The sequence below is a fragment of the Pseudomonas sp. GW822-FHT06D10 genome, from assembly GCF_058799535.1.
On sequence record NZ_JBXALN010000011.1, the window covers coordinates 209,898 to 228,613 of the forward strand.

Below are 18,716 nucleotides of genomic sequence, written 5' to 3' on the forward strand. Positions count from 1 at the left end.
GGCTTGCCGGCGAAAGCGTCCTCAACCCCTGCACCAAACCCCTTGCCCACTCAACCGCTGCCGATCATGGCCGCGGCTGAAGTCCTGTAACGGCCCCTTCGGCACAATCCCGGTCGGATTGATGGTGCGATGGCTGGCGTAGTAGTGCCCCTTGATGTGGGTAAAGTCCACGGTCTGGGCAATCCCCGGCCACTGGTACAGCTCCCGCAGCCAGTTCGACAGGTTCGGGTAATCGGCAATCCGCCGCAGGTTGCACTTGAAGTGGCTGTAGTACACCGCATCGAAGCGGATCAGAGTGGTGAACAGCCGCACGTCGGCTTCGGTCAGGTACTCGCCGGCCAGGTAGCGCTGCGTGTCGAGCAGGGCCTCCAGCGCATCCAGTTCGGCGAAGACATCATCGAACGCCGTCTCATAAGCCTTTTGCGAGGTGGCGAACCCGGCGCGGTACACGCCGTTGTTCAGTGCCGGATAGATGCGCCCGTTGAGCTCATCGACCCTGCTGCGCAAGGGTTGCGGATAGAAGTCCAGGGTATTGCCGGTCAAGCCGTCGAAGGCGCTGTTGAACATGCGGATGATTTCCGCCGATTCGTTGCTGACGATGCATTGGCGCTGTTTGTCCCACAGCACCGGTACGGTGACGCGGCCGGTGTAGTCCGCGGTGTCGGCGGTGTAGCGCTGGTGCATGAAGTCGAAGTGGTCCAGGGGGTCGCCGCTGGAGCCGTAGGCGGTGTCGAAGGTCCAGCCGTTCTCGCGCATCAGCCAGCTGACCACCGAGACGTCGATCAGCTTTTCCAGACCCTTGAGCTTGCGCAGGATCAGCGTGCGGTGGGCCCAGGGGCAGGCCAGGGAGACATAGAGGTGGTAGCGCCCGGCCTCGGCGGCGAAGCCGCCTTCACCGCTGGGGCCGGGGCGGCCATCGGCAGTGACCCAGTTGCGACGTTGCGCCTGTTCCCGTTGGAAGGCGCCGTCCTTGCCGCTTTCGTACCACTGGTCATGCCAGCGCCCTTCGATCAGCAGACCCATGAAATGCTCCTCGGCTGTTTTGCGTTGGAGTGCAGTCTATGCCCCTGGGTTCGAACAAAAAGCGCAAAGCATGGGCGGTTTTGATCGATTAAATCGATCTTTCCCGCGCATCCCAGTACTGCCGGGCGCGCTCGAAGGCCTGCTCCCGAGGCGTGCCCAGGCCGCGCAAGGCCAGGGCCATGGTGGCCAGCAGGGCCAGTTGCGGGTAGCTGTCTTCTACATCGCCGCGCCACAGCGCCTTGAGGTGCTCGGGTTCCAGGCTCGCAGGTTTCACATGGCGTTGCGCCGACAGTGCCGGCCATTCCTCGTCCCAACTGACGCCACCGGTGCTGCCGTACAGATGGCTGGCGCTGTCCGGGTTGATCTCGATCTCGCCGCCATCGCCCTTGATCACGATGACGTTGTCCCCCAGCAGGCCGCTGGCATCGCGGTGCACTGCCTGGTAGCCGGGGTGGAAGATGCTCTGCAGGCCGCAGCGGGCGCCCAGGGGGTTGAGGATTCGCGCCAGGGAATGGATCGGTGAGCGCAGGCCGAGGATGTTGCGCAAGTCGATCATGCGCTGCAGTTGCGGCGCCCAGTCCCCCAGGGGCATGAAGGCCAGGTTGCCCTGGTCCAGTGTCTGGCCGACCGCCTGCCAGTCACGGCACAGGGGAATCCCCAGGGGCTCCAGCAACTGCTCGGTGTAGAGGCGCCCGGCCGTATGGGCGCCGCCACCGTGGAGCAGGATGCGCACGCCGTTCTGCGCCAGGCACTTGGCCGCCAGCAGGTACCAGGGCAGGTGGCGCTTCTTGCCGGCGTAGGTCGGCCAGTCGAGGTCCAGGGCAATCGCCGGGGTGTTGAGGCGTTCGCGCAAGGCTTCGGTGAAGCCCGCCAGCTCTTGCGGGCTTTCTTCCTTGTGCCGCAGCAGCATGAGGAAGGCGCCCAGTTGGGTGTCCTCGACCTTGCCGTCCAGCAGCATGCCCATGGCTTCCCGGGCTTCCTCGCGAGTCAGGTTGCGCGCGCCGCGCTTGCCCTTGCCAAGGATGCGCACGAACTGGGCGAAAGGGTGTTCTTCCGGGGTTTGGGTGAGCAGGGGGGCGAAATCGTTCATAGGCAATTGGTCGGCTTGGGCAGGCCCGCCAGCTTGGCGGCAAGTTTGGCGGGAGTGCCTTTGAACAGTCGGTTCAGGTGCAGGCTGTTGCCCTTGTCCGGGCCCAGCTTGAGGGCGGTGTACTTGATCAGCGGGCGGGTGGCCGGGGACAGCTGGAACTCCTTGTAGAAGCCCTGGAGCAGTTCGAGGATTTCCCAGTGTTCCGCGCTCAGCTCAAGCTCTTCGTTGGCGGCCAGGGCTTGCGCCACGTCGGCGGACCAGTCGTCGAGGTTGACCAGGTAGCCGTCCTTGTCCAGTTCGATGGCGCGAGCGCCCACGGTCAAGGTACTCATAGCCAGGTGTTGACCTTGTCATGCTGAAGGGACAGCTCGACGAAGCCCGGGTAGTCCACCGCGCGGGCCCAGGCCGGCAGGGCCAGGCCGCGGGCGTTCAGGTCTTCTTCCAGCACGTACAGATTCAAGCCGCTACGGGTGCTCAGTTCGCTGCAAATGGCGCTGCCCGGTTGCAGGGCATAGGCGGCGTCGCCGCACAGCAGCAGGCCGTCGACGCTGCCCAGCAGGCGCAGGCAACTGCTCAGGCGGGTGTCGGTGAAGGGCGAGTGGGACAACACATGCAAGGTCGACATCAGAGGGTAATCACCTGATCAAAACGGTCGATGATCCCGGCCAGTTCCGGGGCGTCCAGCAGCTGTACATCGTCAAGACTCAAGCTCGCCGGGTCGAGGCCGCGGGCAGCGAGGCTGGCGCTGCAGGCAAACAGTTCGTCGACGCCGAACAGCGACAGCGCCTGCAGGTTGGCGCTCAGGTCTTTCTGGCGCAGCAGCGAGGCCTGTTGCCCGGGCGCCAGTTGCAGCACGCCATCATCGAGAAACAGCAGGCCGATGGGCAGGTCGAAGGCGCCGCCGGCCAGGACGATATCCAGGGCTTCCCGGGCGCCAGGGCCGGTCCACGGCGCCTGGCGGCTGATCAACAACAGGGATTTGGCCATGTCACGCCCCTCCAAAACAGATCAGGCGGTCGGCGGCCTGTACCGCGTCATGCAATTGCCCGAGCCCCGAGAGCTCCCAGGGGGCTTCGACGCTCACCGACGTGCGCTGGTAGCGTTGGGCTTCGTCAGCATTCAACACGCCTCGGCGCAGGGCTGCGGCGATGCACACCACGCCGTCCAGTTGATGCTGGCCGACAAACTCGCGCCATTCCCGAGGCAGGTCCTGTTCGTCCTGGGGCGTGACGATGCTGTTGGCGGCGTTGTACACGCCGTCCTGGTAGAAAAACAGCCGGACAATTTCATGCCCGCCCGCCAGCGCCGCCTGGGCGAACAGCAGGGCGCGGCGCGAGGAAGGCGCGTGGGCGGCAGAGAACAGGGCGATGGCGAACTTCATGACGGACTCGATGGATAAAACTGCGGCCATGATAAAGCTTTCTCCGAACATCGGCTAAACCCGTTTCGCCCCTGGGGCTCTGGTTCCAGGCATGCAGGACATATCGGGTAAAGCATTGCCCGGCCCCAAACCGCGAAGCGAGGGATAGACTCGCGCCTTCATTCAACCGGGGACAAGGAGCAAGGGATGATGGATCTGAATTCGGCGGTGGTAGTGGTCACGGGGGCCGGAAGGGGCTTGGGGGCCGCGCTTGCCATCAGCCTGGCGGACCAGGGCTGCAAGCTGATTCTCTGTGGGCGCAACCCCGAGGCCCTGGCGCAGGTCAGCGCGGCCATCGAGGCGCGTACCGGCAGCCCCGCCGATCAGGTGGTGGTGGACCTGGCCAGCAGCGACAGCGTCAAGGCCGCCCTGGCTGAGATCCACGTCCGCCACCCGCAAGTGGACATCCTGATCAACAACGGCGCCATGTGGCTGGAGGCCAGCGAGCAGCCCCACAGCGCCGCTGAAGTCACCGGGGTGATCGACGCCGCACTGAGCGGCACCTTCCTCCTGACCCAGGGCCTGCTGCCGGTGCTCAAGGCTTCCAAGCGCCCGGACATCGTCACCATCGGCTCCATCAGCGGCTTGCCCAATGCACCGCTGCACAGCGTGTCGCTGCCGTTCTATGCGGCCAAGCACGGGCAACTGGCCCTGGCCGATGGCCTGCGGCAGATGCTCAAGGGCACACCGGTGCGCTCGCTGTGCGTGCACCCGCCGTACCTGGAGGATGTCTCGCCGCTGGATGAGGCCTGGCAGCAGATTCCGGCGCGGCAGAAGGGCGAGCAGGGCACCAACCGTGATGTGGTGGAGGCCGTGATCTTCGCCCTGACCCGGCCGCGGCATATCAGCCTGTCGTCGATCGTGATCGATACCGACAGCGGCGGCCTGTTCAGCTGATAGCCATGCTCAATGTCAGCGGTTCTTGTAGCCCAGTTGCCAGCGGCGGGGGATCTTCAATGACGCCACACCCAGCAGCACGGCAAACAACCCGCTGACATACAGTGCCTTGAGCCCCAGGTGCTGTTCCAGCAAGGCGCCCAGCACCGCCCCGGCGAACATGCCGCTCCAGGGCACCAGTTGCACCCGCCAGCCGTTGCGCCGGTCGCCGAGCATCCAGCGCCCCAGGCCGCGGCCAAAGCGTGAGAGGGCGCCGGTGACGTAGGTCAGGCCGATGGGCAGGCCGTTCACTTCCTCCACCGCGGCGTTGAGCATGCCCATGGCAATGATGGCCGCCAGCAGGGCCGGCAGTTGCTGCTCGAAAGGCCAGGCGGCAGAGGCGCAGAGCAACGCTCCGATGCTCAGCAGCAAGGGCAGGGCACGGTGCCCGGCCAGGCGACTGACCACCACGCCCAGGGCGTTACCGACGATAAAGGTGGCCACCAGGAGCAGCAGGCGCAGCACCAGGCCCGGTTCGCCATCGCTGATGGCTACGGCCATGCGCGTGGTGTTGCCGCTCATGAAGGAAACGAAATCCCCGGTGGCCATGAAGCCGATGGCGTCGGTCATCCCCGCCAGCACCGAAAGGCAGGCCACCAGCCCGAGGCCGACCCGTCCGCGCCATTTCTGCGTGTGCTGCAGGGCTGCGCTGGCCGATTGCGTGGAAGTCGAAGGCAACATCGTCGGTTCTCCTGAACAGGGACTGCGAGGGGCGCGTGGGGGTCAAGGCCGAGGGTCAAGGTGGTGCAGGGTGCAGTACTCGTCCCACGGCATGCCGGCCATCTCCGCCACTTCCCGGTGCACTTCGAGGCGCTGGGCGTGGAATTCCTCGGGGCTGGCAGCGGTCAGTTGCAGGCTCAGTTCCCAGGCGAACAGCCCCAGGCGTTCGGCTTCGGCCTCGAAGGCTTCATGCAGGCGCTCGGCGCGATACTGCGCCGGGGTTTCGCCCCGGGCCCGGGCTTCCAGGGGGTTGAGGTTGTCCAGCTGTTCGCGCAGCTCGGGGCGCTGTTCGAGGAACGTGACCAAGGCCTGTTCATGCGGGTGTTGATCGATTGCCATGAAGACTCCCGGAAAAAGCGCCACGCCAGGGCGCAAGACTGAATGGGTTACGGCCGGATGCTCAAGGCAGGTTCGGCTGAGCGGTCATCAAGCCACGCAGTCGCGCCAGATCCTTGCACGGGATGACATAGGTGCGCGCCAGCCGGTCGCCGATGCGCTGGCCGCGGCTTGATTCGCAGCAGATCAGCAGGGTCACCGGGCTGATGGCCGCTTCGAAGGGGCGGGTCGCCGAGCGGATCAATACCTGCAACAGCGAGGGGGGCTGGCCGATGCCATTGATCACTTGCAGGCCGCAAAGTGCCTTGCCGGTGGTGTAGCCACGCCACAGGTATTCGTTGAGGGGAAAATACAGGCACCAGGTGGCCAGCAGGCACCAGGTGGAGAATTGCTCCATATCCGGGTATTGGAGGCGTTCGGCCAGTCGGCACAGGACAAACCACAGCAGCAGTACCAGCAGGCCGTCGACCAGATAAGCCAGAATGCGCCGGATGATCAGGCCGGCTCTCGATACTTCCATGCACTGCCCCAAAGACTACGCCCTGTATTGAGCGCCCTATTGTAAGGCCTAAAGCCCCTGCGGGGGCGAGGCTTCACAGGGATGTGAAAAAAACGTGAAAAATAATTAGAACCTTTTGCTTTTGGCTTCCCTCGAAAAGGCTCCTGCAGCATTTGCCTTATTCAAACAGGGAGATCTACACACGATGTCAAAGGTATTCGCAACCCTTCTGGCCAGCACCTCTGCAGCCACCTTGCTGGCCCTTTCCAGCAGCGCCATGGCCGCCCCGGCCACCGGGCCGATTTCCACCCTGGGTATCCTCGGGAGCTACAACGACTTCAAGCTCGAAGGCGGTAGTGAAAGCGACAAGGAGCACCTGGGTGAAGGGGGTGTGTTCTACAACTTCGGCAACAAGATGACCGCCGAATCGGGCCTGATCTACCAGGCTGGGGTCGAGGCCAAGTTCGGCAAGAAGCACGACAACAAGCTCAAGGAAGGCCAGGCCGACCTCGACCTGGGCTGGCGCGCCGCCCTGGACGCGCGCAACTTTGTCGATGTGCTGGTGGGGGGTGGCTACACCTGGACCCGCTACGAGCCGGACACCGGCGACTACGACATGAAGCTCACCAACAAGTCGCCCTTCGCCAAGGCTGCCCTGGGCTACAACCACCAGTTTGACGACCTGACCATGCGCGTCGAGCTGGGTGCGCGCCACACCATCAACGGCAAGGCGCGGCTCAAGGTGGATGACGTCGGCAGCGACACCGTGGACCTCAAGGACCGCACCAACCCTTACGCCGAGGTGAATTTCTTGATGAACCAGAACGGCTCGCTGCCAGTCATGGCCGGGGTCTATTACACCCGCACCGAGTACAAGCTGGACGAAGATACGCCTGTGGCTGACAACACCAAGCTCAAGCGTAACGAGTATGGCTTCAAGGTGGGCCTGACCTTCTAAGGGCAGCCGCCCGTTCCAAGCTGCAAGAGAGCCGCCGGTGCCCGTCTTTCGATGGGGCCGGCGGTTGTGCTTTCAGCTGACGATGGGGTGTTCGCGGCCGATCTCGCTGCGCAACTGGGCGATCAGGTGCAGGCAGTGGGTGAGGCCCGGCGAGGGCTCGCCGATGCGGCGGCTGAGGATGATCGGCGAGGTGGCCTCGGCCTCCAGTAGCGGGCAGAAGCCGATGTCGTCACGGTGCAGCACCTGCACCGAGGCCGGTACCAGGGTAATGCCGATGCCGGCGCCCACCAGGCCGATGGCGGTCTGCAGTTCATTGGTCCACTGGGCGATCTTCAGGTTCAGGCCGCGGGCACTGAACAGCGCGATCACATGGTCGGCGTAGCTCGGGCGCGGGTTGGCCGGGTACAGCACGAAAGGCTCGTCCGCCAGTTGCGCCAGGCTCACCGGTTGCCCCAGCAGCGGGTGGCCGGCGGGCAGGGCGACCACCAGGCGGTCTTCGGTCAGCACCTTCTGCACGATGGCCGGGTCGTCGAGATGGATACGCCCGAAGCCGATATCGATGCGCCCGGCCTTCAAGGCTTCCACCTGCTGCAGGGTAGTCATCTCCGACAGGCCCAGTTCCAGTTCCAGGGTGCCGTTGCTGCGCAGGCGGCGGATCAGTTGCGGCAGCACGCCGTACAGGGTCGAGGGGGCAAAGCCGATGCCCAGCCAGGTCTTGTGCCCCAGGCCGATGCGCCGGGTGTTGTCGCAGACCTTGCCCAACTGCTCCAGTACCCGGTTGGAATGCTCGTAGAAAAACCGCCCGGCGGCGGTCAGGCGCAGCGGTCGGCCACGCTCCAGCAGCAGCACCCCCAACTCGTCTTCCAGTTGCTGGATCTGCCGGCTCAACGGCGGCTGGGCGATGTGCAGGCGCTCGGCGGCGCGGGTGAAATTGAGGGTTTCCCCCAGCACCTGGAAATAGCGCAGATGACGCAGTTCCATGACAGCTCCCCAGTGGTGAAGTGCATACCTTAAAGGTATCAAGCCAGACCAATTCTATATTGGAACCCCGGAAAAAGCCGGGACAGAATCGCTGGCAGAACTTCAAGAACCTGATGGGTATGGAAATGCACGCTTCTGCCATTGAATCGATCGAGACGATCATCGTCGATCTGCCGACCATCCGCCCCCACAAGCTGGCCATGCACACCATGCAGAACCAGACCCTGGTGCTGATCCGCCTGCGCTGCGCCGACGGCATCGAAGGCCTGGGGGAATCCACCACCATCGGTGGCCTGGCCTATGGCAATGAAAGCCCGGACAGCATCAAGACCAATATCGACCGTTTCGTCGCGCCGCTGCTGATCGGCCAGGACGCCAGCAACATCAACGCCGCCATGCTGCGCCTGGAGCAGAGCATCCGCGGCAACACCTTCGCCAAATCCGGTATCGAAAGCGCCTTGCTCGACGCCCAGGGCAAGCGCCTCGGGCTGCCGGTCAGCGAACTGCTGGGCGGCCGGGTGCGCGATGCGCTGCCGGTGGCCTGGACCTTGGCCAGTGGCGACACCGCCAAGGACATCGCCGAAGCGCAGAAGATGCTCGACCTGCGCCGCCACCGCATCTTCAAGCTGAAGATCGGCGCCGGTGAAGTGGACCGCGACCTGGCCCACGTGATCGCCATCAAGAAGGCCCTGGGCGACAGCGCCAGCGTGCGGGTCGACGTCAACCAGGCCTGGGACGAAGCCGTGGCCCTGCGCGCCTGCCGCATCCTCGGCGGCAATGGCATCGACCTGATCGAACAACCGATTTCGCGCAACAACCGCGCCGGCATGGTGCGCCTGAATGCCAGCAGCCCGGCGCCGATCATGGCCGACGAATCCATCGAGTGCGTGGAAGACGCCTTCAACCTGGCCCGGGAAGGGGCGGCTTCGGTGTTCGCCCTGAAGATCGCCAAGAACGGCGGCCCTCGCGCCACCCTGCGCACCGCGGCAATTGCCGAGGCGGCGGGCATCGGCCTGTACGGCGGCACCATGCTCGAGGGCGGCATCGGCACCCTGGCCTCGGCCCACGCCTTCCTGACCCTGAACAAACTGAGCTGGGACACCGAACTGTTCGGCCCGCTGCTGCTGACCGAGGACATCCTCGCCGAGCCGCCGGTGTACCGGGATTTCCACCTGCATGTCTCAAAGGCACCGGGCCTTGGCCTGAGCCTGGACGAGGAGCGCCTGGCGTTCTTCCGTCGCGACAAAACCACCCCCGTGCTGCATCACACCTGAGGAGGGCTGCATGCTATTCCACGTGAAAATGACCGTGAACCTGCCGGTCGACATGAACCCCGAGCGCGCCGCGCAGCTGAAAGCCGACGAAAAGGCCCTGGCCCAACGCCTGCAGGCCGAAGGCAAGTGGCGCCACCTGTGGCGCATCGCCGGGCTGTACGCCAACTACAGCGTGTTCGACGTCGACAGCGTGCAGGAATTGCACGACACCCTGATGCAATTGCCGCTGTACCCCTATATGGCCATCGAAGTTGACGCCATGTGCAGGCATCCTTCGTCCATTCATGAGGATGACCGCTGAGCCCGTGCCAGCCCGTTCACCACTCTAATAAATACAAGATGAGGATTAATCATGAACGTCAGAATTTCCCACACTGCCAGCGCCCAGCAGTTTCTTGAAGAAGCCAGCGGCCAGTTCACCGAGGGCGGCAACCCCCGGGCCAAGGCCATCATCTACCGCATCCTGCGGGATTCGGTGAACATCATCGAAGACCTGGAGATCACCCCGGAAGAGTTCTGGAAGGCCGTCAACTACCTCAACGTTCTCGGCGCCCGCCAGGAAGCCGGGCTACTGGCCGCGGGCCTGGGCCTGGAGCATTACCTGGACCTGCTGATGGACGCTGCCGACGAACAGGTGGGCAAGACCGGCGGCACCCCGCGCACCATCGAAGGCCCGCTGTACGTGGCCGGTGCACCGCTGAGCCAGGGCGAAGCGCGCCTGGACGACGGCGTCGACCCGGGGGTGGTGCTGTTCATGCAGGGGCAGGTTCGCAACACCGCCGGCGAGCCACTGGCCGGGGCTATCGTCGATGTCTGGCACGCCAACACCGGAGGCACCTATTCCTACTTCGACGGCAGCCAGTCGGAGTTCAACCTGCGCCGGCGCATCGTCACCGACGCCGAGGGCCGCTACCGCTTTCGCAGCATCGTGCCGTCCGGCTACGGATGCCCGCCGGATGGTCCGACCCAGCAACTGCTGGACCAACTGGGCCGCCATGGCCAGCGCCCGGCGCACATCCACTTCTTCATCTCGGCCGATGACCATCGCCACCTGACCACCCAGATCAACCTGGATGGCGACCAGTACCTGCACGACGATTTTGCCTACGCCACTCGCGACGAGCTGATCGCCCAGATCACCTTCAGCGAAGACCAGGCTCGGGCCAAGGCCCTGGGGGTCAGCGGGCGCTTTGCCGAGATCGAGTTCGACTTCACCCTGCAGTCTTCGGCCCAGCCGCAAGAGCAGCAGCGCCACGAGCGGGTGCGTGCCCTGGAGGCCTGACCCCCAGCACGGCAAGACCGAGCCACGGACGCCTTGTGCGGCCCGTGGCTTTTGTCGTTGTCGGCCTGGGCTTTTTGACCTTGCGTGATTGCCTGCCTGCGCGGCCTGCCACCGCGCGGTGCAGCCCCAACAAGAACAATCAGAGTGACCCGATTATGCAAATGCATCTGTTGAGTGAACGCAGCCGCGTGTTTGTTCAAGCCGATCCCTATGCCGTATCCGGTTACGTCAACCAGCACGTGGGCAGCCACTGCATCCGCCTGCCCCGGGCCGGCCATCCCCAGGCCAGCCTGCAGCACCGGGCCCTGGCCAGCCTGGATTTGTGCAGCATCAGCTACGGCGCCAGCGTGCGCGTCACCTCGCCGGCCCTGGAAAGCATCTACCACTTGCAAGTACTGCTGCGGGGCCACTGCCGGTGGCGTGGCCCGGGCCAGGAGCACTACTTCGCCCCGGGGGAACTGCTGCTGATCAACCCCGACGACCCGGTGGACCTGACCTATTCCGACGACTGCGAAAAATTCATCATCAAGATTCCCACCCGCTTGCTGGAAAACGCCTGTCAGGAACAGCGCTGGCAGTACCCGGGGCAGGGTGTGCGCTTTCTGCGCCAGCGCTACCAACTGCAGGAACTGGAAGGCTTCGTGCCCTTGCTGAGCCTGCTGTGCCAGGAAGCCGAAGCCCTGGAAAGCATGCCCAAGGTCCAGGAGCACTACGCGCACATCCTGGTGGGCAAACTGCTGGGGCTGATGCAGACCAACGTGCAGCGCGGTGCCCTGGGCGCCTCGGCGGCGACCTTCGAACGGATTGCCGACTACATCGAACGCAACCTCAAGCACGACATCGGCTGCGAAGAACTGGCGCAACAGGCGCGCATGAGCCTGCGCTCGTTGTACGCGCTGTTCGAGCGCAACGCCCGCACCACGCCGAAGAACTACATCCGCCAGCAGAAACTGCAACGGGTGCACGCCTGCCTCAGCGACCCGCACAGCCCGGTGCGCAACGTCACCGAGCTGGCCCTGGATTTCGGCTTCCTGCACCTTGGGCGTTTTGCCCAAAGCTACCGCCAGCAATACGGCGAACTGCCCTCCGACACCCTCAAGCGTCGGCACTGAGCCCTTGATGGGCCCGCCTCTCGGCTCGGCGGCTGGTAGCCGCTGCCGAGCCTGCGAGGCTGCGAAAAGGTCCGCAGGACCTTGCCTGGCGATCGCCAGCCGGACTTCCAGCGGCCTTGGGATCCTGGCGTCCCTTCGGGCCGTTCGCAGCCTGCGGCAGCGGCTACACGCCCTTGTAGCCGCTGCCGAGCCTGCGAGGCTGCGAAAAGGTCCGCAGGACCTTGCCTGGCGATCGCCAGCCGAACCTCCAGCGGCCTTGAGATCCTTGCGTCCCTTCGGGCCGTTCGCAGCCTGCAGAAAACGGATACAGGTCTGCAGGCATTGGCTATTACCCGTTCCAAGCCCGCCCTAGCATGGCCCTGCCTGAATAAAAACAATGGAGGCGGCGGCCATGTCCCTGCGACCCGAATACCTGCATTCCCTGCTTGAAGAAGACCCCGACCAGGGCGTCTACCGCTGCAAGCGGGAGATGTTCACCGACCCCCGGCTGTTCGACCTGGAGATGCAGCACATCTTCGAAGGCAACTGGCTGTACCTGGCCCACGAAAGCCAGATCCCCAACCCCAACGACTACTACAGCACCACCATGGGCCGGCAGCCGGTGTTCATCGCCCGCAACAAGAACGGCGAGCTCAATGCCTTCATCAACGCCTGCAGCCATCGCGGCGCCATGCTTTGCCGGCACAAGACCGGCAACAAGGCCTCCTTCACCTGCCCGTTCCACGGCTGGACCTTCAACAACACCGGCAAGCTGCTCAAGGTCAAGGACCCGGCCGCCGCCGGCTACCCGGCCAGCTTCAACTGCGAAGGCTCCCACGACCTGACCCGCGTCGCGCGCTTCGAGTCCTACCGCGGCTTCCTGTTCGGCAGCCTCAACCCCGACGTGCTGCCCCTGGTGGAACACCTGGGGGAGTCGGCGAAGATCATCGACATGATCGTCGACCAGTCCGCCGACGGCCTGGAAGTGCTGCGCGGTTCCTCCAGCTACATCTACGAAGGCAACTGGAAACTCACCGCCGAGAACGGCGCCGACGGCTACCACGTCAGCTCGGTGCACTGGAACTACGCGGCCACCCAGAACCAGCGCAAGCAGCGCGAGGCCGGGGAAGACATCCGTACCATGAGCGCCGGCACCTGGGCCAAGCAGGGCGGCGGTTTCTACTCGTTCGACAAGGGCCACATGCTGCTCTGGACCCGCTGGTCCAACCCCGAGGACCGCCCGCTCTACGAGCGCCGCGACGAGCTGGCCCGGGACTTTGGCCAGGCCCGCGCCGACTGGATGATCGAGAACTCGCGCAACCTGTGCCTGTACCCCAACGTCTACCTGATGGACCAGTTCAGCTCGCAGATCCGCATCGCCCGGCCGATCGCCGTGGACCGCACCGAAATCACCATCTACTGCATCGCCCCCAAGGGCGAGAGCGACGAAGCCCGGGCCCGGCGCATCCGCCAGTACGAAGACTTCTTCAACGTCAGCGGCATGGCCACCCCCGACGACCTGGAGGAATTCCGCTCCTGCCAGCTCGGCTACCAGGGCAGCACCACGGCCTGGAACGACATGTCCCGCGGCGCCGAGCACTGGGTCCAGGGGGCGGACGACGCAGCGAAAGAAATCGACCTGCAACCGATCCTCAGCGGGGTGCGCACCGAGGACGAGGGCCTGTTCGTGATGCAGCACAAGTACTGGCAGCAAACCCTGCTCGCGGCCCTGGAGCTTGAAGCCTCTCGCCGGATCGACGTGGAGGCCGTGCAATGACCATTTCCTACGACGCCGTGCGCGATTTCCTGTACCGCGAAGCCCGCTACCTGGACGACAAGGACTGGGACAGCTGGCTGGAACTCTACGCCCCGGACGCGACCTTCTGGATGCCCTCCTGGGACGACAGCGATCAGTTGACCGAAGACCCGCAGCGGGAAATCTCGCTGATCTGGTACGGCAACCGCAGCGGCCTGGAAGACCGGGTGTTCCGCATCAAGACCGAGCGCTCCAGCGCCAGCATTCCCGACACCCGCACCTCCCACAACCTGAGCAATATCGAGCTGCTGGAGCAGGGCGACGGCCAGTGCAAGCTGCGCTTCAACTGGCACACCCTGAGCTTTCGCTACAAGACTGTGGACAGCTATTTCGGCTGCAGCTTCTACACCCTCGACCTGCGGGGCGAAAACCCGCTGATCCTGGCCAAGAAAGTCATCCTGAAGAACGACTACGTTCGCCAGGTCGTCGATATCTACCACCTCTGAGGCGACCGCCATGAGCCATCAAATCGCACTCAACTTCGAAGACGGCGTGACCCGTTTCGTCAACGCCAACCCGGGCGAAACCGTGGCCGACGCCGCCTACCGCCAGGGCATCAATGTTCCCCTGGACTGCCGCGACGGCGCCTGCGGCACCTGCAAGTGTTTTGCCGAGGCGGGGCTCTACGAGCTGGGGGAGGATTACATCGAAGACGCCCTGAGCGCCGACGAGGCCGAGCAGGGTTTTGTCCTCACCTGCCAGATGCGCGCCCTCGGTGATTGCGTGGTACGGGTGCCGGCCTCGTCCCAGGTCTGCCGGGCCGGGCAGGCCACCTTCCAGGCCAGCATCAGCGCGGTGCGCCAGTTGTCCGACAGCACCATCGCCCTGTCGATCAAGGGCGAGGCCCTGAACCAGCTGGCGTTCCTGCCGGGGCAGTACGTCAACCTCGGCGTGCCTGGCAGCGAGCAGACCCGCGCCTATTCCTTCAGCTCCCTGCAGCGCGATGGCGAGGTCAGCTTCCTGATCCGCAATGTGCCCGGAGGCCTGATGAGCAGCTTCCTCACCGGTCTTGCCAAAGCCGGCGACAGCATGACCCTGGCCGGGCCCCTGGGCAGCTTCTACCTGCGGGACATCCGCCGGCCCCTGCTGTTGCTGGCCGGCGGCACCGGGCTGGCGCCGTTCACCGCGATGCTGGAGAAAATTGCCGAGCAGGGCAGCGAGCACCCGTTGCATTTGATCTACGGCGTGACCAACGACTTCGACCTGGTGGAACTGGAGCGCCTGGAAGACTTTGCCGCGCGTATCCCGCAGTTCAGCTTCAGCGCCTGCGTGGCCAACCCCGAAAGCCAGTACCCGCGCAAGGGCTACGTGACCCAGCACATCGAACCGACGCACCTCAACCAGGGCGATGTGGATGTCTACCTGTGCGGGCCGCCGCCAATGGTGGAGGCGGTGAGCCAGTTCATCCGCGAACAGGGCATCGCCCCGGCGAACTTCTACTACGAGAAGTTCGCCGCCAGCGCCGCCTGAAGAGCGCCTCGCCGCTGTAGGAGCTGACTTGCCAGCGAAGGCGTCCACAAGAGCGCTGCAAGGCTCGAGGGCCTCTTCGCCGGCAAGCCGGCTCCTACGTTGGGTGGTGTTCTCCCTATCTTTTTGCATTCACGAGGTTTCCATGAACCGTTTCCACAACCAAGTCGCCCTGGTCACCGGCGCCGCCCAGGGCATCGGCCGTCGCGTTGCCGAACGCCTGGCCGAGGAGGGCGCTCGCGTGGTGCTGGTGGACCGCTCGGAACTGGTCTTCGAACTGGCCGCTGCACTCAGCCCCCGCTACCCGATCCTGGCCCTGACCGCCGACCTGGAGCAGTACAGCGAATGCAGCCGGATCATGGCCGCCGCCATCGCCCACTTCGGCCGCCTCGACATCCTCATCAACAACGTTGGCGGCACCATCTGGGCCAAGCCTTTCGAGCACTACGAGCCGGCGCAGATCGAAGCCGAAGTGCGTCGCTCATTGTTCCCCACCCTGTGGTGCTGCCACGCCGCCTTGCCGCAGATGCTGGAGCAGGGCCGCGGCGCCATCGTCAATGTTTCCTCCATCGCCACCCGCAGCCTCAACCGCGTGCCCTACGGCGCGGCCAAGGGCGGCATCAATGCACTCACTGCATGCCTGGCTTTTGAAACCGCCGGCCGCGGCGTGCGGGTCAACGCCACCGCTCCCGGCGGCACCGAGGCACCGCCGCGGCGCATTCCGCGCAACAGCGCCGAGCCCAGTACCGAAGAGCAGGCCTGGTACCAGCAGATCGTCGACCAGACCCTGGATAGCAGCCTGATGCACCGCTACGGCAGCGTTGACGAGCAGGCGGCGGCGATTCTGTTCCTGGCCTCCGACGAAGCCTCCTATATCACCGGCACGGTGCTGCCGGTGGGCGGCGGCGATCAGGGCTGAACGAGGGGCGAACTGGACGCCCTTACCTGTGGCTGGCCACGGCGGTGCTTATGCAGCTGGCCAGCCCGAGGGCCTCTATGGCTGCGGTGGAATGGGGTAGGGCAAGGTGATCGGCGGTGCATCCTGCAGTTGCCGCGAAGACTGCGCCATCAGATAACCGATGATCTGCGCCGAGCTCAGCTCGATATGCAACATATCTTGATCGCCAAACCACTCGTTGGGCCAGAAGATCAGGTCCGAGGCATTGGCCTCGGGGAAGTTGGTTTCCAGCAGGTTCAGGGCGTAGTCCGTATCAGACTCCGTGCCTTCGCACTGGCAGATGAAATCCGCCACGGCGCAGGCCTCGGCGAAGCTCAGGTCGTCAACGTAGCGCTCCTGATGAAAGGCCGTGCGCAGAAAGTTCGCCGCGCTGGTATGGCTGTGCATATCGCGAAATTCGTGGAACTCGAAAGGCCGGCCGGCGTGGCTGTTCCACTGCTGGATCAGCGCACTGATCTCGGGGCTTTCCCGTTCCTGGTTGTCCCAGATGCGGTCGAGGATCTGCTTCAGCAAGCCCTTCATCAGCGCACGTATTTTCGGCGTGGCGGGTGTTGGTTTCAGCCGTTCCGGCATGGCCATGGGTGTCTCCCTGATTGTCATTTCGTTTGTAGGAGTCGGCTGCCGACGAAGGCGATCTTACGGATGCTTTCGCCGGCAAGCCGGCTCCTACGGGGGCGTGCTTGTGTAGGCGCTGGCTTGCCAGCGAATACGCCCGCAAGGCCGCCCCCATTCCCGAGCGGCGCACAGGATAGGCCCTTCGCGCCGCCGACTAAAGCGCCGGCCCCAGCAACAACAACGCACACAGCCCGCCCTCAGGCCGATTGCGCAACTCCAGGCGACCGCCGATCTTGCTGACGATCATCTGCACAATCGCCAGCCCCAGCCCGGCGCCATTGGCGTTGCCCTGGCTGTAGAAGCGCTCCAGCAAACGCTCGCGCTGCTGCTCGTCGATACCCGGCCCCGCATCTTCCACACACAGGTGCATCGCGCCGTCCGCCTGAGGTCGCAGGCCGACCCGTACCTCGCTGCCCGCTGGGGCAAAGTTCAGGGCGTTGGTCACCAGGTTCTGCAGGGCGATGGCCAGGGCCACCGGGTCGGTAGCGATCAGGCAGCCTTCGTCGCCTTCCAGCACCAGTTCGACGTCTTTCTCCAGGGCCAGGGGCGTCAGTTCCGCCAGCTCTTCGCGCACCAGGGCGCTGAGGTCGATGCGGCTCAGGCGCGGGCTGTTCAGCTGCGGTTCGATGCGGGCCATGGTCAGCAACTGGCTGCCGATGCGGGTGGCCCGGTCGACGCCGCTCACCAGAAAATCCAGGGCTTCCCGGCGCTGCTCCGGGCTGCCGGCACTCTGGGCGTTCTGCGCATGAATCCGCAGGATCGCCAGGGGCGTGCGCAGTTCATGGGCGGCGTCGGCGATAAAGCGCCGCTCGCGCTCCAGCAGGCTGTCGATCTGGGCCAACAACTGGTTGAGGGCGGTCTGCATTGGCTCCAGGTCCTGGGGCAGGGGCTTGAGCCCGAGCGGCTGCAAGGTGTCGCTGCTGCGTCCGCGAATGGCCCGGGCCATGGCCCGCAGCGGCGCCAGGCCCCAGCCGATGGTCAGCCAGACCAGCAACGCCAGCAGCGGCACGCCGATCAGGGTCGGCCACAGGGTATGGCGGACGATGCGCTGGATCAGGTCCTGGCGGATGTCATCGCGCTCGCCGACCCAGATCAGCAAGCCCTGCTGTGGGTCGGCCAGCAGGAAGGCGCACCAGTCCTTGCCGTTTTCCAGAATGTCGTGGGCCCCAAGGGTGGTGGGCGGCGCCTCCAGCAGCGGGGCCTCGGCGGAGCGCATCAGCAACTGGCCATCGTCGCGCCAGACCTGGAAGGTCAGGCGGGTTTCATAGGGGTGGGCGGCGCCGTCCACGCCGACCCGGCTCATGGCCTGGTCGAAGGCTTGGTGCAGGCGCTCCCAGTCCGCCGCGTCCGGCTTTTGAGCCGGGTCGCGCTGGCGCAGCACCCCTTGCAGCAGGCGCGCGCTCTGGGCCAGCTGGGCGTCGTAGACCTCTTCGATTTCGTGGTGGCTGTCGCGCAGCACCAGCCAGCTGATCAGCAAATCCCCCAGCAGCACCAGCACCAGGACCGGCAGCAGAATCCGCGTGCGCACCGAGTTCATGGCTTGAGCGCCAGCACGTAACCGACGCCGCGCACGGTGCGGATCAGCTCGCTGCAGAGCTTCTTGCGCAGGTTATGGATCAGCACTTCCAGAGTGTTGCTCTCGACCCGGTCCTGCCAGCCGTACAGCGCCCGGGATAGGCGCTCGCGGGTCACCACCTTGCCCGGGCGTACCATCAGCTGGTGCAGCAACTGGTATTCCATGGGCGTCAGCACCACCTCGGCGTCGTGGTACTGCACCTGCTGGTTGGCCGGGTCGAGGCGGATGCCGGCGTGTTCCAGCAACGGCTGGGCACGACCCTGGCTGCGGCGCAGCAGGGCGCGGACCCGGGCCTTGAATTCCTCGACGTCGAAGGGCTTGACCAGGTAGTCGTCGGCCCCGGCATCCAGCCCGGCGATGCGCTCGGTAGTGCCGTCGCGGGCGGTGAGGATCAGCACCGGCAGGTCCTGCTGGGCGGCGCGCAATTGCTGCAACAACTCCAGGCCGTCGAGCCGCGGCAGGCCCAGGTCCAGCAGCAACAGGTCGAAGCTTTCCGTGCGCAGGGCGTGCAGGGCGCTGGCGCCGTCCTGCAGCCAGTCCAGGGTGTAGCCTTCGGCGCTCAGGGCCACGCGAATGCCCTGGCCGAGGGCACGATCATCTTCGACAAGCAGCAGGCGCATGGGTGGTTCTCGGTCGGGCGAGGGGCAGGGAAGGGGCGCATGATGACGCCGGCC

General features: G+C 65.1%; 23 protein-coding genes. 10 read left to right on the plus strand and 13 right to left on the minus strand.

Features of this window, described 5'->3' with window-relative positions; translation table 11 throughout:
- Window positions 1-21: 21 nt before the first annotated feature.
- The 6 genes from AC1RL5_RS29630 to tusD form a co-directional block, all read right to left on the minus strand.
- A complete protein-coding gene (locus AC1RL5_RS29630; protein WP_492590008.1) occupies window positions 22-1,023 on the minus strand; it encodes a glutathione S-transferase family protein in 1,002 nt (333 codons plus the stop codon).
- A gap of 88 nt (window positions 1,024-1,111) precedes the next feature.
- Window positions 1,112-2,113, minus strand: coding sequence for a glycosyl transferase family protein (locus AC1RL5_RS29635; protein WP_492590010.1), 1,002 nt, complete (start codon window positions 2,111-2,113; stop codon window positions 1,112-1,114).
- Window positions 2,110-2,445, minus strand: coding sequence for a TusE/DsrC/DsvC family sulfur relay protein (locus AC1RL5_RS29640; protein WP_016966956.1), 336 nt, complete (start codon window positions 2,443-2,445; stop codon window positions 2,110-2,112). The genes AC1RL5_RS29635 and AC1RL5_RS29640 overlap by 4 nt, the downstream gene beginning before the upstream one ends.
- The gene (gene tusB, locus AC1RL5_RS29645) at window positions 2,442-2,738 is read right to left on the minus strand and encodes a sulfurtransferase complex subunit TusB (RefSeq protein WP_492590012.1); all 297 of its coding nucleotides are present in this window, start codon (window positions 2,736-2,738) and stop codon (window positions 2,442-2,444) included. Before tusB ends, AC1RL5_RS29640 begins: the two co-directional genes overlap by 4 nt.
- A complete protein-coding gene (gene tusC / locus AC1RL5_RS29650) occupies window positions 2,738-3,100 on the minus strand; it encodes a sulfurtransferase complex subunit TusC (RefSeq protein WP_011062158.1) in 363 nt (120 codons plus the stop codon). Before tusC ends, tusB begins: the two co-directional genes overlap by 1 nt.
- 1 nt (window position 3,101) lies before the next feature.
- Window positions 3,102-3,494, minus strand: coding sequence for a sulfurtransferase complex subunit TusD (gene tusD, locus AC1RL5_RS29655; RefSeq protein ID WP_019092899.1), 393 nt, complete (start codon window positions 3,492-3,494; stop codon window positions 3,102-3,104).
- A 186-nt stretch (window positions 3,495-3,680) separates the two neighbouring features.
- Between tusD and AC1RL5_RS29660 the strand changes: the two genes are divergently transcribed.
- On the plus strand, window positions 3,681-4,430 hold the full coding sequence (locus AC1RL5_RS29660; protein WP_011062156.1) for an SDR family oxidoreductase: 750 nt from the start codon (window positions 3,681-3,683) through the stop codon (window positions 4,428-4,430).
- A 15-nt stretch (window positions 4,431-4,445) separates the two neighbouring features.
- On the opposite strand, the gene AC1RL5_RS29665 is transcribed toward AC1RL5_RS29660, so the two are convergent.
- The 3 genes from AC1RL5_RS29665 to AC1RL5_RS29675 all read right to left on the minus strand — a co-directional run bounded on the left by AC1RL5_RS29665 (window position 4,446) and on the right by AC1RL5_RS29675 (window position 6,045).
- Window positions 4,446-5,150 (minus strand): YoaK family protein, encoded by a 705-nt coding sequence (locus AC1RL5_RS29665; RefSeq protein ID WP_011062155.1) that lies wholly within the window; start codon window positions 5,148-5,150, stop codon window positions 4,446-4,448.
- A 42-nt stretch (window positions 5,151-5,192) separates the two neighbouring features.
- Window positions 5,193-5,528, minus strand: coding sequence for a DUF6388 family protein (locus tag AC1RL5_RS29670; protein WP_053152665.1), 336 nt, complete (start codon window positions 5,526-5,528; stop codon window positions 5,193-5,195).
- Between the two features lie 61 nt (window positions 5,529-5,589).
- The gene (locus tag AC1RL5_RS29675) at window positions 5,590-6,045 is read right to left on the minus strand and encodes an RDD family protein (RefSeq protein WP_145714252.1); all 456 of its coding nucleotides are present in this window, start codon (window positions 6,043-6,045) and stop codon (window positions 5,590-5,592) included.
- Window positions 6,046-6,229: 184 nt separating this feature from the next.
- On the opposite strand from AC1RL5_RS29675, the gene AC1RL5_RS29680 reads away from it, so the two are divergent.
- On the plus strand, window positions 6,230-6,982 hold the full coding sequence (locus tag AC1RL5_RS29680; RefSeq protein WP_011062152.1) for an outer membrane beta-barrel protein: 753 nt from the start codon (window positions 6,230-6,232) through the stop codon (window positions 6,980-6,982).
- A gap of 72 nt (window positions 6,983-7,054) precedes the next feature.
- Here the strand turns inward: AC1RL5_RS29680 and AC1RL5_RS29685 are convergent, their stop codons facing one another.
- Window positions 7,055-7,963, minus strand: coding sequence for a LysR family transcriptional regulator (locus AC1RL5_RS29685; protein ID WP_492590014.1), 909 nt, complete (start codon window positions 7,961-7,963; stop codon window positions 7,055-7,057).
- Between the two features lie 125 nt (window positions 7,964-8,088).
- On the opposite strand from AC1RL5_RS29685, the gene AC1RL5_RS29690 reads away from it, so the two are divergent.
- From AC1RL5_RS29690 to AC1RL5_RS29725, 8 genes are all read left to right on the plus strand, one after another.
- Window positions 8,089-9,237, plus strand: coding sequence for a muconate cycloisomerase family protein (locus tag AC1RL5_RS29690; protein ID WP_011062150.1), 1,149 nt, complete (start codon window positions 8,089-8,091; stop codon window positions 9,235-9,237).
- A gap of 10 nt (window positions 9,238-9,247) precedes the next feature.
- Entirely contained in the window at window positions 9,248-9,538 is a 291-nt protein-coding gene (gene catC, locus AC1RL5_RS29695; protein ID WP_011062149.1) for a muconolactone Delta-isomerase, read from the plus strand.
- Between the two features lie 51 nt (window positions 9,539-9,589).
- Window positions 9,590-10,519: a catechol 1,2-dioxygenase gene (gene catA, locus AC1RL5_RS29700; RefSeq protein WP_152686304.1), complete on the plus strand. Its 930-nt coding sequence runs from the start codon at window positions 9,590-9,592 to the stop codon at window positions 10,517-10,519.
- 155 nt (window positions 10,520-10,674) lie between these two features.
- Entirely contained in the window at window positions 10,675-11,631 is a 957-nt protein-coding gene (locus AC1RL5_RS29705) for an AraC family transcriptional regulator (protein ID WP_492590016.1), read from the plus strand.
- 391 nt (window positions 11,632-12,022) lie between these two features.
- Complete coding sequence (gene benA / locus AC1RL5_RS29710; protein WP_145714257.1) at window positions 12,023-13,387, plus strand: benzoate 1,2-dioxygenase large subunit; 1,365 nt, start codon at window positions 12,023-12,025, stop codon at window positions 13,385-13,387.
- Entirely contained in the window at window positions 13,384-13,872 is a 489-nt protein-coding gene (benB, locus tag AC1RL5_RS29715; protein WP_011062145.1) for a benzoate 1,2-dioxygenase small subunit, read from the plus strand. Before benA ends, benB begins: the two co-directional genes overlap by 4 nt.
- Window positions 13,873-13,882: 10 nt before the next feature.
- Window positions 13,883-14,896, plus strand: coding sequence for a benzoate 1,2-dioxygenase electron transfer component BenC (gene benC, locus AC1RL5_RS29720; protein ID WP_072452752.1), 1,014 nt, complete (start codon window positions 13,883-13,885; stop codon window positions 14,894-14,896).
- A gap of 142 nt (window positions 14,897-15,038) precedes the next feature.
- A complete protein-coding gene (locus AC1RL5_RS29725; RefSeq protein WP_072452754.1) occupies window positions 15,039-15,812 on the plus strand; it encodes a 1,6-dihydroxycyclohexa-2,4-diene-1-carboxylate dehydrogenase in 774 nt (257 codons plus the stop codon).
- Window positions 15,813-15,887: 75 nt separating this feature from the next.
- On the opposite strand, the gene AC1RL5_RS29730 is transcribed toward AC1RL5_RS29725, so the two are convergent.
- From AC1RL5_RS29730 to AC1RL5_RS29740, 3 genes are all read right to left on the minus strand, one after another.
- On the minus strand, window positions 15,888-16,430 hold the full coding sequence (locus tag AC1RL5_RS29730) for a hypothetical protein (protein ID WP_072452756.1): 543 nt from the start codon (window positions 16,428-16,430) through the stop codon (window positions 15,888-15,890).
- Window positions 16,431-16,620: 190 nt separating this feature from the next.
- Complete coding sequence (locus AC1RL5_RS29735; protein WP_072452758.1) at window positions 16,621-18,003, minus strand: ATP-binding protein; 1,383 nt, start codon at window positions 18,001-18,003, stop codon at window positions 16,621-16,623.
- Window positions 18,000-18,662 (minus strand): response regulator, encoded by a 663-nt coding sequence (locus tag AC1RL5_RS29740; protein ID WP_072452760.1) that lies wholly within the window; start codon window positions 18,660-18,662, stop codon window positions 18,000-18,002. Before AC1RL5_RS29740 ends, AC1RL5_RS29735 begins: the two co-directional genes overlap by 4 nt.
- Window positions 18,663-18,716 lie beyond the last annotated feature (54 nt).

What these genes read in the sequence shown, in the direction of transcription:
- AC1RL5_RS29630 (WP_492590008.1), bottom strand. Translation starts at nt 1,023, where the DNA reads ATGGGTCTGCTGATCGAAGGGCGCTGGCATGACCAGTGGTACGAAAGC.
- AC1RL5_RS29635 (WP_492590010.1), bottom strand. Translation starts at nt 2,113, where the DNA reads ATGAACGATTTCGCCCCCCTGCTCACCCAAACCCCGGAAGAACACCCT.
- AC1RL5_RS29640 (WP_016966956.1), bottom strand. Translation starts at nt 2,445, where the DNA reads ATGAGTACCTTGACCGTGGGCGCTCGCGCCATCGAACTGGACAAGGAC.
- tusB (WP_492590012.1), bottom strand. Translation starts at nt 2,738, where the DNA reads ATGTCGACCTTGCATGTGTTGTCCCACTCGCCCTTCACCGACACCCGC.
- tusC (WP_011062158.1), bottom strand. Translation starts at nt 3,100, where the DNA reads ATGGCCAAATCCCTGTTGTTGATCAGCCGCCAGGCGCCGTGGACCGGC.
- tusD (WP_019092899.1), bottom strand. Translation starts at nt 3,494, where the DNA reads ATGAAGTTCGCCATCGCCCTGTTCTCTGCCGCCCACGCGCCTTCCTCG.
- AC1RL5_RS29660 (WP_011062156.1), top strand. Translation starts at nt 3,681, where the DNA reads ATGATGGATCTGAATTCGGCGGTGGTAGTGGTCACGGGGGCCGGAAGG.
- AC1RL5_RS29665 (WP_011062155.1), bottom strand. Translation starts at nt 5,150, where the DNA reads ATGTTGCCTTCGACTTCCACGCAATCGGCCAGCGCAGCCCTGCAGCAC.
- AC1RL5_RS29670 (WP_053152665.1), bottom strand. Translation starts at nt 5,528, where the DNA reads ATGGCAATCGATCAACACCCGCATGAACAGGCCTTGGTCACGTTCCTC.
- AC1RL5_RS29675 (WP_145714252.1), bottom strand. Translation starts at nt 6,045, where the DNA reads ATGGAAGTATCGAGAGCCGGCCTGATCATCCGGCGCATTCTGGCTTAT.
- AC1RL5_RS29680 (WP_011062152.1), top strand. Translation starts at nt 6,230, where the DNA reads ATGTCAAAGGTATTCGCAACCCTTCTGGCCAGCACCTCTGCAGCCACC.
- AC1RL5_RS29685 (WP_492590014.1), bottom strand. Translation starts at nt 7,963, where the DNA reads ATGGAACTGCGTCATCTGCGCTATTTCCAGGTGCTGGGGGAAACCCTC.
- AC1RL5_RS29690 (WP_011062150.1), top strand. Translation starts at nt 8,089, where the DNA reads ATGCACGCTTCTGCCATTGAATCGATCGAGACGATCATCGTCGATCTG.
- catC (WP_011062149.1), top strand. Translation starts at nt 9,248, where the DNA reads ATGCTATTCCACGTGAAAATGACCGTGAACCTGCCGGTCGACATGAAC.
- catA (WP_152686304.1), top strand. Translation starts at nt 9,590, where the DNA reads ATGAACGTCAGAATTTCCCACACTGCCAGCGCCCAGCAGTTTCTTGAA.
- AC1RL5_RS29705 (WP_492590016.1), top strand. Translation starts at nt 10,675, where the DNA reads ATGCAAATGCATCTGTTGAGTGAACGCAGCCGCGTGTTTGTTCAAGCC.
- benA (WP_145714257.1), top strand. Translation starts at nt 12,023, where the DNA reads ATGTCCCTGCGACCCGAATACCTGCATTCCCTGCTTGAAGAAGACCCC.
- benB (WP_011062145.1), top strand. Translation starts at nt 13,384, where the DNA reads ATGACCATTTCCTACGACGCCGTGCGCGATTTCCTGTACCGCGAAGCC.
- benC (WP_072452752.1), top strand. Translation starts at nt 13,883, where the DNA reads ATGAGCCATCAAATCGCACTCAACTTCGAAGACGGCGTGACCCGTTTC.
- AC1RL5_RS29725 (WP_072452754.1), top strand. Translation starts at nt 15,039, where the DNA reads ATGAACCGTTTCCACAACCAAGTCGCCCTGGTCACCGGCGCCGCCCAG.
- AC1RL5_RS29730 (WP_072452756.1), bottom strand. Translation starts at nt 16,430, where the DNA reads ATGGCCATGCCGGAACGGCTGAAACCAACACCCGCCACGCCGAAAATA.
- AC1RL5_RS29735 (WP_072452758.1), bottom strand. Translation starts at nt 18,003, where the DNA reads ATGAACTCGGTGCGCACGCGGATTCTGCTGCCGGTCCTGGTGCTGGTG.
- AC1RL5_RS29740 (WP_072452760.1), bottom strand. Translation starts at nt 18,662, where the DNA reads ATGCGCCTGCTGCTTGTCGAAGATGATCGTGCCCTCGGCCAGGGCATT.